This window comes from Mesonia hippocampi (genome assembly GCF_014197445.1).
GTDB classification, from domain to species: Bacteria; Bacteroidota; Bacteroidia; order Flavobacteriales; family Flavobacteriaceae; genus Mesonia; species Mesonia hippocampi.
On record NZ_JACIFO010000008.1, the window covers coordinates 24,825 to 35,175 of the forward strand.

General features: G+C 34.6%; 11 protein-coding genes. 7 read left to right on the top strand and 4 right to left on the bottom strand.

The genetic code is table 11. The annotated features are described in order from the left end of the window. The first annotated feature begins 12 nt into the window (after positions 1–12). From prfB to GGR32_RS09695, 3 genes are all read left to right on the top strand, one after another. Positions 13–1,120, top strand: a protein-coding gene (gene prfB / locus GGR32_RS09685; protein ID WP_183478005.1) for a peptide chain release factor 2 whose coding sequence is annotated in 2 segments (ribosomal slippage) — positions 13–75 and positions 77–1,120 — 1,107 coding nt in all. Because the reading frame shifts where the segments join, the coding sequence is not laid out codon by codon here. A 59-nt stretch (positions 1,121–1,179) separates the two neighbouring features. Beyond that, entirely contained in the window at positions 1,180–1,521 is a 342-nt protein-coding gene (gene arsC, locus GGR32_RS09690) for an arsenate reductase (glutaredoxin) (protein ID WP_183478006.1), read from the top strand. 161 nt (positions 1,522–1,682) lie between these two features. Continuing rightward, positions 1,683–4,166 carry a TonB-dependent receptor gene (locus GGR32_RS09695; protein ID WP_183478007.1) on the top strand — a complete coding sequence of 828 codons (2,484 nt, stop codon included), beginning with the start codon at positions 1,683–1,685 and terminating at the stop codon, positions 4,164–4,166. 75 nt (positions 4,167–4,241) lie between these two features. Here the strand turns inward: GGR32_RS09695 and GGR32_RS09700 are convergent, their stop codons facing one another. Beyond that, positions 4,242–4,391, bottom strand: coding sequence for a hypothetical protein (locus tag GGR32_RS09700; RefSeq protein WP_183478008.1), 150 nt, complete (start codon positions 4,389–4,391; stop codon positions 4,242–4,244). A 174-nt stretch (positions 4,392–4,565) separates the two neighbouring features. Between GGR32_RS09700 and GGR32_RS09705 the strand changes: the two genes are divergently transcribed. Continuing rightward, positions 4,566–5,414, top strand: a complete 849-nt coding sequence (locus GGR32_RS09705) for a bifunctional helix-turn-helix domain-containing protein/methylated-DNA--[protein]-cysteine S-methyltransferase (protein ID WP_183478009.1) — start codon at positions 4,566–4,568, stop codon at positions 5,412–5,414. Then, positions 5,411–5,953, top strand: a complete 543-nt coding sequence (locus GGR32_RS09710; protein WP_183478010.1) for a GNAT family N-acetyltransferase — start codon at positions 5,411–5,413, stop codon at positions 5,951–5,953. Before GGR32_RS09705 ends, GGR32_RS09710 begins: the two co-directional genes overlap by 4 nt. Here the strand turns inward: GGR32_RS09710 and GGR32_RS09715 are convergent. The 3 genes from GGR32_RS09715 to fumC all read right to left on the bottom strand — a co-directional run bounded on the left by GGR32_RS09715 (position 5,950) and on the right by fumC (position 8,550). Beyond that, positions 5,950–6,657, bottom strand: coding sequence for an LrgB family protein (locus tag GGR32_RS09715; protein WP_183478011.1), 708 nt, complete (start codon positions 6,655–6,657; stop codon positions 5,950–5,952). The genes GGR32_RS09710 and GGR32_RS09715 overlap by 4 nt on opposite strands. 3 nt (positions 6,658–6,660) lie before the next feature. Beyond that, a complete protein-coding gene (locus GGR32_RS09720; protein ID WP_183478012.1) occupies positions 6,661–7,017 on the bottom strand; it encodes a CidA/LrgA family protein in 357 nt (118 codons plus the stop codon). 135 nt (positions 7,018–7,152) lie between these two features. Further along, complete coding sequence (gene fumC / locus GGR32_RS09725) at positions 7,153–8,550, bottom strand: class II fumarate hydratase (RefSeq protein WP_183478013.1); 1,398 nt, start codon at positions 8,548–8,550, stop codon at positions 7,153–7,155. Positions 8,551–8,698: 148 nt separating this feature from the next. Between fumC and GGR32_RS09730 the strand changes: the two genes are divergently transcribed. Then, positions 8,699–8,878, top strand: coding sequence for a hypothetical protein (locus tag GGR32_RS09730; protein ID WP_183478014.1), 180 nt, complete (start codon positions 8,699–8,701; stop codon positions 8,876–8,878). 376 nt (positions 8,879–9,254) lie between these two features. Next, positions 9,255–9,938, top strand: a complete 684-nt coding sequence (locus tag GGR32_RS09735) for a hypothetical protein (protein ID WP_183478015.1) — start codon at positions 9,255–9,257, stop codon at positions 9,936–9,938. Positions 9,939–10,351: the final 413 nt, after the last annotated feature.

Here is a 10,351-nt window from a genome sequence, read left to right on the forward strand (position 1 = left end):
AATACTATCATTATGATTACCCAAGATAACATAAAAGACCTCAACTTACGTATCACCGCCCTAAACCAATATCTTTGACATTGCTGGGAAACGTATAGAAATAACGAACGAAGAAGAAAAAACCTTTGCACCAGATTTTTGGAACAATACGCAAGAAGCCGAAAGAATTGTAAAACACCTTAACGGACTAAAAGCTTGGGTTAACGATTATGAAAAGGCAAAAGCACTTGCCGAAGACACCGAAGTTATTTTTGAGTTTTATAAAGAAGGTGAAGCTACTGAAGCCGAATTAAACCAAAAATACGAACAAGCCATAACATACCTAGAAGACCTTGAGTTTAAAAATATGTTATCGGATGAAGGAGACGACCTATCGGCAGTACTACAAATAACAGCAGGAGCAGGCGGAACCGAAAGTTGCGATTGGTCATCGATGCTTATGCGCATGTACCTTATGTGGGCAGAAAAACGCGGATTTAAAGTAAAGGAACTCAACTTACAAGATGGCGATGTTGCGGGTATAAAAACCGTTACCTTAGAAATTCAGGGAGCTTATGCCTTTGGTTGGCTAAAAGGAGAAAATGGTGTTCACCGCTTGGTTAGAATTTCTCCCTTTGATAGCAATGCAAAACGCCATACATCCTTTGCCTCTGTTTATGTTTATCCGTTGGTAGATGATACCATTGAAATAGAAATTAACCCTGCCGATATAGAAATTACTACCGCACGATCTAGCGGAGCAGGTGGACAAAATGTAAACAAAGTAGAAACCAAAGTGCAACTTACCCACCACCCTACTGGAATTCAAATTTCATGCTCAGAAACACGCTCGCAACACGATAACCGAGCTCGAGCAATGCAAATGCTAAAATCGCAATTGTATGAAATAGAATTACAAAAGCGTAGAGAGCAACGCAACGATATTGAAGCGGATAAGAAAAAAATAGAATGGGGTTCACAAATACGTAACTACGTAATGCATCCTTACAAACTGGTAAAAGATGTGCGCACAGCACAAGAAACAGGAAATGTAGATGCTGTTATGGATGGCGATATAGATACCTTTTTAAAAGCTTATTTAATGACGATGGGACAAAAAGAAAACGACAATAGTTTGTAAGTTACCGCTTGTTTTCTTAGCTTTATAAATAGGCTTAATCCCTAAAAAAACACTTTTTTATGATTAAAATATACCATAATCCACGTTGTAGCAAATCACGCGAAGGATTAAAAATTTTAGAAGAATCTAGAGAAGATTTTCAAATAGTAAAATACTTAAACAACCCTCTTACAAAAACTGAACTTAAGGAAGTACTTAGCTTATTAGGTATTCCTGCAAAAGATTTAGTCCGCACAAAAGAGCAAATCTGGAAAGACAACTATAAAAATAAAAACCTTAACGAGGAAGAAGTTATAGAAGCAATGATAGCACATCCCAAACTTATTGAACGTCCTATTGTCGTTAAAAACAACAAAGCTATTATAGCAAGGCCTCCAGAAAAAATAAAAGATTTTTTATAAAGAAAATAATCCTTTAAAATCACTAAAAACCCTACACCTCAAACCTGTAGGGTTTTCTGTTTTTATTTCTCAAAAGCAACTCATAAACATCTTAACTAATTTTTAACATGTATCCATTAAACATTTTGGTTAAAATTCAGTCTTACTAAAAAACTAAATCCATGCAACCCAAACTTATTTTTAAAACAACACTTCTGTTGTTACTCCTATTCCCATTACTTAGTTTTGCTCAAAGAAGCTACAAGCTAAGCGGAAAAGTTGTAGATAACAGTGGAGGAATTCCGCTAGAATATGCAACTATTACCCTAATCGATGAAACGGGAGAAAAAACCAACCAAGGAGGTATTACAAATTTTGATGGCGAATTTAATTTCGATGTTACAGAAGGTACCTATACCATAAAAGTAGAGTATATTTCTTTCGAGCCAAAAATCTACAAAAACCGCCATATCGATAAAAAAACAAACATGGGAACTGTAGTTTTACAAATGAGTTCGGCAAATTTAGACGAGGTTGTTGTAACGGCAGAAACCACCCAAGTGGATGTGCGACTTGATAAAAAAATATATAACATAGGTAAAGACCTCACCACGCAAGGAAGCACTATTTCTGACGCGTTAAACAATGTACCTTCGGTAAATGTTGATGTAGAAGGCGGAATTAGCTTACGCGGAAATGAAAATGTTCGTATCCTAATTAACGGAAAACCTTCTGCCATGGCAGGTTTTGGAAGCACCGATGTTTTCCAACAATTACCAGCAGATGCCATAGAACGCGTAGAGGTAATTACAAGCCCTTCTGCCCGTTATGATGCCGAAGGAACTGCCGGAATTTTAAATATTATTCTTAAAAAGGAAAAAACCTTAGGATTTAACGGTTCTATTTCAGCTAATGTCGGTTATCCCGAGCAATATGGACTGTCTGCCAACCTTAATTTACGTACCGATAAATTTAATATTTTTAATACCACAGGAGTGTATTTAAGAAAATCTCCAGGTAATGCCTACTTTAATAATGTTTATAAGCAAAGTACAGGCATCGATAAAATTATAGAAGATCGTGAGTACGACCGTCAATACAAAGGTATTTACACCAATATAGGAATGGAGTATTTTTTAACCGAAAGCTCCTCTATTACCGGAAGTTTCTACACCCGTTTTGGAGACGATAAAGATGTTACCGAAAATGCTAACACCCAATATTTAACCGATGCTTCACAACGAAAAAATTTCCGCGAGGAAATAGAAAAAGAAAAAGATCAAAGCTACCAAGCAAGCCTAAACTACACCAATAGTTTTAATGACGAAGGACATAAATTTACGGCAGATTTTCAATATTCGTACGATAAAGAAAAACGTCCAACCACAATAGAAGAAAACTTGGTTTATCCTACAAATCAATTAATAGCAAAAGAGCGTATTAATGAAAAAGAAACGCAAAACGAATTCTTAATACAAGCCGATTATGTTCTCCCCATGGGCGATGCTCAATTTGAGGCAGGTTATCGTGGTAATTTTGAGAAAAAAACAACCGATTACCTTCTAGACACCTTAAACTTAAACAACAATATTTTTGAGCTTAACGAAAGGCTTAGCAATACGTTTATTTATCATGAAAATGTAAATGCCATTTACACCCAGTATGGCAATAAATTTGGTAACTTTTCTTTCCTTGCAGGTTTACGTTTAGAGCACACCCAATTAAAAGGAGATTTAGAACGTTTTACAGAAGATAACCAAAGCCTGGAAGAAGAACTAGGCGTTGCTTTTAAAACCAATTTTGATAAAAACTACCTTGGGCTTTTCCCTACCTTGAATTTTATCTATGAGTTGGATGAAAACCAAAATATATCTTTAGGTTATAACCGCCGTATCAACAGGCCTAGAGGTTGGTTTATAAACCCTAATCCATCTCGTTCTAGCCGAACAAATATTTTTCAGGGAAACCCAGATTTAGATCCTGCTTATTCTAGTACTTTCGATTTAGGTTACTTAAAACAATGGGAAAAACTTACCTTAACAGGTTCGGTATATTACCAACATGAAACCGACTCTTTTGAGCGAGTAGTTATGGATACCGGCAAGGAAACCTCCGATGGGCAAAAAATTATTCGTACTATGCCTATTAATTTATCTACCGAAGAGCGTATAGGAGCTGAATTTAGCGTGATTTACAACCCTAAAAAGTGGCTGCGTTTAAACGGAAGTTTTAACATTTTCAACTTTGATAAAGAAGGCATTTACGACAGTGTAGATTATAGCGCAAAAAGCACTAGCTGGTTTGCACGTTTTAGCTCTAAAGTTACACTTCCTGGCAGCGTAGATTGGCAAACCAATGCTTTTTATAGAGGACCACAAAAAAATTCACAAACAGAAAGCGATGGTATTGTCTCGTTAGATCTTGCTTTTAGTAAAGAAATTATTAAAAATAAAGCAACACTAGCATTTAACATTAGTGACGTTTTAAATTCTAGAAAGCGTAATTCTACTACAGAAACAGCTACCTATTGGCAAGAAAGTGAATTCCAATGGAGAGAGCGACAGTTTAGTTTATCACTTATTTACCGTTTTAATCAACCCAAAAACCAACGTCAACGAGGACAAAATAACAATGGCGGATTTGACGACGGCGATGGTGGTTTTTAACCTGATAAAATTACTATGAAAAGGAAAAAACTCTATGTGCATGCATAGAGTTTTTTTACGTAAAGCAGAAATATTTTACTTCTGTAATGCCGCTAAAATTTCTTCCAACTTAGCATACACATCTGAAGCGTCGTAAACTGGAGAAATACTGTTCTCTATACCATCTAATTTGGTATTTATAGACGCTAATAACTTAATTACTTTTTCAGCTTGTTCTTCTGTCATAACTAAAATATTTAGAATTAAATATACCTCATAAAAAAACTACTTAACAACACTTTAGCATTAACAAAAAGCTATATTTAGATTAAATGTTTTTCTTTATAACTGTATTTTAGCATATTTCGGATTTTTCTTCTTTAAGATATTCACGTAATTTACCTCCCTAACCTTATAAAAATGAAACAGGAAGAGCATATACATTATCGGCAAATAGAAAAAGCTATTGGTTACATCGTAAAAAACTTTAAACAACAACCAAAACTTGAAACCATTGCTGCTGCCATGCATATAAGTCCTGCACATTTTCAGCGTTTATTTACCACATGGGCAGGTACTAGTCCGAAAAAATTTTTACAATACATAAGTGTAGAGCATGCAAAAACACTTCTTAGAGAAGAAAAAATAAGCCTATTTGACGCTACGGCAGAAACAGGATTATCGAGCACAAGTAGGCTTCATGATTTGTTTATTAACATTGAGGGAATGACGCCCGCTGAATACAAAAAAGGCGGATTAAACTTAATGATTAACTACAGTTTTTCTAAATCTTTATTTGGTGATATTATTATAGCCTCTACGGCTAAAGGCATTTGTCATCTTGCATTTTTTGAAGATAAAAATACTGCTGTAACCTCTTTAAAAACGTTATTCCCCAATGCCTTATTTAAAGAAAAAACAACAACAATGCAAAAAAACGCCCTAACATTATTTAGCAAACAGCCTGTAAATTTACCCGAAATAAAACTACACCTAAAAGGAACAGACTTTCAGTTAAAAGTATGGAAAAGCTTACTAAACATCCCTCAAGGAGAGCTTAGCACTTATAAAAAAATTGCTAAAAACATTGGTAATCAAAAAGCTGCTAGAGCTGTGGGTACAGCCATTGGAAAAAACCCTATTGCATACCTTATTCCTTGTCATCGCGTGATAAAAACCTCTGGAAAATTTGACGGTTACCGCTGGGGAACCATAAGAAAAACCGCTATTATAGGTTGGGAACAAACACAAAAAGAGCATAAAAAATGATTGAAATAAAAAAAGCAACTTATAAAGAAGCTGCTATTATAGCCTTATTAGGACGAATCACGTTTACAGAAACTTTTGCCCATTATTTTAAAGATAAGCAAGATCTTTTAGACTATTATGAGCAAACCTTTAGCGTAGCCAAAATAGAAAGCAGTTTAAAGAAAAGTAACAATGTGTACTGGATAGCTTATTGGAATAAATTACCTATTGGTTATGCTAAACTAAAAATAAATTCTAATACTGATTTTATTCCTAATACCGAGTGTGCTCAACTCCAGAAAATATATGTTTTAAAAGATTTTTTAGGCAAAAAGGTAGGTTGGCTATTAATGAACGAATTAATGGCTTTCTTTAATCAAACAGAACAATCTCACATTTGGCTATCTGTATTACAAGAAAACAAACTTGCCTTAAGCTTTTATAAAAAATTTAATTTAAAAAAGGTAGCTACCCACAATTTTCAAATAGGAAAAGAAGTTTTTAATTTTAATATGCTTTCTTTAGCTAAAAAAAACAACTCCTTAAAAACACCTTCTTAAGCATCTATCCAAGGAGACAATACTTTGAGTATATAAGGAGCTAATAAAGCTGTTAAAACACCGTTTAAAATAAGCCCGATACTTGCCATTGCACCATAGTTTGGACTAATATCCATAGATCTTGATGTTCCCAAAGCATGTGCTGCATTCCCTATGGCTAAACTTTGTGCAATGGGGTTTTTCACTCCAAAAAGCTTCATAATTACATAACCAAAAACCGCCCCAAAAATACCAACTACAATTACTACTGCTGCCGTAAGCGGCGCAATTCCTCCTACTGCTCTAGAAACCTCTATAGCGATTGGCGTAGTCACCGATTTTGGCGCCAAAGAGTAAACAATGTCTTTAGAAGCGCCCATCAATTTAGCAATTACCACGACAGATACCACCCCTACTATACAACCCACAAGCTGAGAAATAATAATAGGTAACACTTGCTTTTTTATTTTTTCTAACTGCAAATACAAAGGCACTCCTAATGCTACTACTGCTGGTTTTAGAAGAAAATCTATATACTTACTCCCTTTATGATACGTTTCATAATCAATATTAAAAACACTCAAAAAACTAATGATAATAACTACCGAAACAAGAATAGGGTTTAGTAGAAAAACACCTGTTTTCTTTTGTAATTTTTCCGCTATAAAATAAATGACTATGGTAAAAGCGATTACTATAATCTCATTATTAAAAAACCATTGCATAAGCTATTTTTTTAACTTCGTTTTGTTTTGTTTTCTTAAATATTGGTGCACCCAACCTGTAGTAACAAGTACAATTACCGTACTTCCTAAAGCTGCGGTTAAAATAGACCAAAACGATGTTGCTATTAGCTCAAAATAAGCCATAATTCCAACTCCTGCCGGAACAAAGAAAAACGGCAATGTTCCTACCAAAAAATCTGAAATACCTTTTACCCAAGTTAATTTTACCCAACCTATTTTTAATAAAAATGCAAGTAGAATCATTCCAATTATACTTGATGGTAATTTTACCGAAGTTAGGTAAACTATTAATTCCCCTATTGCCAAACATCCAAAGATAATAGCAGCTTGCCGTATCATTTTTTCTTTATTAAAATTAAGTATCAAAATTAAAAAACTAGCCTCTGCCTGCCTAGCTTTTTTAAGTATAAAAAAATCGGATAAAACATTAAACATTTTATCCGATTTTAAGCATCTTCCTTTTAAAAAGAAAACCTATTTTAAACCTCCTACCATATCTTCTGGTTTCACCCATTGGTCAAACTCTTCTGCGGTAGTATAACCTAAGTTTACGGCCTCCTCTTTTAAGGTTGTTCCGTTTTTATGTGCTGTATTGGCAATTTCTGCCGCTTTATAATAACCTATCTTCGTGTTTAATGCTGTTACTAACATTAAGCTGTTTTTAAGCAAATGCTCTATACGTTCCTGATTAGGAAGAATTCCATTAGCACAATGTTCTTCGAAAGAGACACAAGCATCTCCTAATAACTGAGCACTTTGTAATAAATTTGCAGCCATTACAGGTTTAAAAACATTAAGTTCAAACTGCCCTTGCATACCGCCTACGCTAATAGCTACATCATTTCCCATTACTTGTGCACAAACCATTGTTAAAGCTTCACATTGCGTAGGGTTTACTTTTCCTGGCATGATAGAAGATCCTGGCTCGTTTGCAGGAATAATAAGTTCTCCTATTCCGCTTCTTGGCCCTGATGATAGCATACGTATATCATTAGCTATTTTATTAATAGAAACCGCCAGTTGTTTTAAAGCGCCGTGAGTTTCTACAAAAGCATCGTGCGCTGCTAAGGCTTCAAACTTATTCTCTGCCGATGTAAATGGTAATTTAGTAAAATTTGCTATGTGTTTCGCAACATTTACCGCATAGCCTTCTGGTGTATTTAACCCCGTTCCTACTGCTGTTCCTCCTAAAGCCAATTCGCCTAAATGCGGTAAGGTATTTTCTAAAGCTTTTAACCCATGATCTAACTGAGACACATATCCGCTAAACTCTTGCCCAATAGTAAGAGGCGTTGCATCCATAAAATGCGTTCGGCCTATTTTTACTACATCTTTAAAAGCTTCGGCTTTTTGAGCTAAGGTATCTCGTAATTGTTTAATTCCAGGAAGGCTAACTTCCACAACTTTTTTATACGCTGCAATGTGCATTCCTGTAGGGAAAGTATCGTTAGAGGATTGCGATTTATTTACATCGTCATTAGGTTGTAATGTTTTCTCGCCTTCTCCTATGGTTTTTCCTGCTAATTGATGTGCTCTATTAGCAACCACCTCGTTTACGTTCATATTACTTTGTGTACCCGATCCCGTTTGCCAAATTACTAACGGAAACTGCTCATCGTGCTTGCCCTCCAATATTTCGTCACATACCTGTGCAATAAGATCTCTTTTTTCCTTTGGTAATACGCCTGCATCGCAATTGGCGTAAGCTGCTGCTTTTTTTAAATATGCAAAACCATAAATAATTTCTAATGGCATAGAGGCAGCAGGACCTATTTTAAAATTATTACGAGAACGCTCTGTTTGAGCTCCCCATAGTTTATCTTTAGGTACTTTTACCTCACCCATGGTGTCTTTTTCTATTCTGTAATCCATTGTGTATGAAAGTTTATTTTTCTTGAACCAAAGTTACTAATTTAAACCCAACCAATAAAGTTTCATTTTTTGAAAATTTATTAAATTCTCTCCTTTTAAATTCAAAGAATTTGTTATCTTTGGCAAAAATTCATGTAAATTACGTATTATGTTTGACTTCGATCAATACTTAGGTTTTTTAGCATTTATGACTATCGCTACTATAGGATTTTGGTTAATGATTTTCCTTTTAACCTTTGTGGTTCCTTATTGGATAGGTGGCTCTATCATGGAAATGATTAAAGAAAAACGCGAAGCTAAAAAACAAGCGCAAGAAGAACTTAAATAAGTACTAAGCTTTTTTAATTTCATCGATATACAAAACCTTTAAGAAGTACTTAAAGGTTTTTTTGTTTTTCTAAATCAGCATATCTCAAAAGTTGTGCTTCTATAAAATCACACGCTTTTACTCCTAAATTACTGCTTAATTTATAACAATATAATATAACCTCCTGTAGCCCATAAAAGCGCTATAAAACCCGAGGTAAGTCCAAGATGAGTCCAATATAGATCCAATGCACCTCCAATATTTCTTATAAAAACATTGGACACAAACTAAAAACAACATCGAAATAGCTTGTAAAAAGTAAAACTCAATATATAACTAAATGTTTATTGTTAAAAAGTTATCTATATTTGAGGGTGTATAGAAGTTAGCATACATTATGAAAAAACTCATAACGATAATATTCACGATGGTTATTTTGACAGTTCAAGGACAGGATTTAGATCCTGCATATTATCTCTTTGGACTCTCATTTGATTACTCTATTTCTACATATCCTGGGAAGCGACTAAAAAGACATAAGTTCAATCCTAGGATTCATGAATCTGATTTAGGTAATATATTGCGTCTATCAGAAGTGACAAATAAAGAATTCAAAAAAATAAAACCACAAAAGGATTGTAGAAACTGTGATGAGTTTTATGAACTAAAAAGTGTACCATGGAAATTAGGTGAGTTTTATAACTTTTTTTATGAGAAGATTAAAGGAACTAGACCAAAGAAGGTGACAGGAATTGTCAAAAATGAAGTAATAGAAAACGCATCTATAAACCAAATGAAATCATTTTTAGCCGGCATATACAATGGTTTTGGCACAATGAGTGGAGACACAATTATATTTCAATTTGGGCATGTAAACTCTAAACTGGAAATCACTGAGAGATTTATAGATTCCCTTGATGGAGCGGAGTTTATGAAAACAATACCGGTCGAAAAAGATATTCTTGGAGGTGGACCACTACTTATTTTTGTTCCAAAAGGAAATTTAAAGAAATTTTTATTAAACGAAAGAAAAAGAATAAATACGCTTGCTAACCGAGCAAACAGCTCCGCACCCAAATAGGTAGGGAGTTCGCCTCTCAACTATTTATATTCACGAAGTCGTATAGTAAAAATAACAACACACTGAGTACACCACCCTACGTACGGGTCTCGTATACGGCGGTTCAATAATGACTACATTACTTTTTGAGGTATTCTCGAACAACGCCCTGACAGTACGACTGTAATTCGCTATATTTGTAGTAAATTATTAATAACTATTGACTTGAGACGCCTACATAGGTGAACTCTCGACAACAAACGGGTATAGCGAATTACGTCTAATAGCTCCCTTTGCTCTTGAAGTTTACACTTTAGCGCAAATCGTCATATCCGTCAGGGCGTTAGGCATCATTTTAGCGAAGAAAGTTTTGAACAATATAAAACTCTATGAAAAATAAAATTTTATGAAAATTGCAATAGTCGGTTTTGGAA